The organism is Microvirga roseola, from assembly GCF_020866965.1.
Lineage (GTDB): Bacteria > Pseudomonadota > Alphaproteobacteria > Rhizobiales > Beijerinckiaceae > Microvirga > Microvirga roseola.
Window position 1 is genome coordinate 1 of sequence record NZ_JAJATX010000183.1, and the last position, 694, is coordinate 694.

Below are 694 nucleotides of genomic sequence, written 5' to 3' on the forward strand. Positions count from 1 at the left end.
GAGGCGGCAAGCTGGTGGCTTACGAGGCTTTCCTGATCCAGACCGTTGAGGGCGAGCCCGCCATCACCATGCCCGAACTGGCGACCCGGCTGCTGGAGGAACACGGGGTGGTAGCAGCCCCGGCGATGCTCTCGCGCTTCCTGTGCCGGCGCGGCTTCAGCTATAAAAAAAGCCCTGATGGCGGCGGAGTGCGCACGCGCCGATGTGCGCAATGAGCGCCGGGTCTGGAGAGGCCACCGCCAGCCGCGCATGAGCGCTCCCTTTGGCCACTGGAAAACTCACACGTTCATCGCAGGGCTACGGTGCAATGAGCTGTGTGCACCGTGGGTCATTGATGGCCCGATCACCCGGTTGGCGTTCGAGGCTTACATCGAGACACAACTCGCGCCGAGCCTGCACAAAGGTGACGTGGTGATCCTCGACAATCTGGCGGTCCACAAGAGCGAGAAAGCCGCCCATTGTCTGAAACAGTGAGGCGCCTGGTTCCTGTTTCTGCCGGCTTATTCGCCCGATCTCAATCCAATTGAACAGGCCTTCGCCAAGATCAAGGCACACCTGCGCAAGGCCGAGGCCCGCACCTTCGACGCGCTCTGGCGAGCGCTCGGTGACATTTGCAATCTCTTTGAGCCGCACGAATGCTGGAACTTCCTCAGGGCTGCCGGCTATGCGTCCGTTTAACCGTCCGATGCTTTAG

General features: G+C 61.7%; 2 pseudogenes. Both read left to right on the top strand.

The annotated features are described in order from the left end of the window. Positions 1 to 215 (top strand): annotated as a pseudogene (locus tag LG661_RS24775) (hypothetical protein); the annotation flags it as partial. Between the two features lie 34 nt (positions 216 to 249). Next, positions 250 to 678: pseudogene (locus LG661_RS24780) on the top strand (IS630 family transposase). Positions 679 to 694 lie beyond the last annotated feature (16 nt).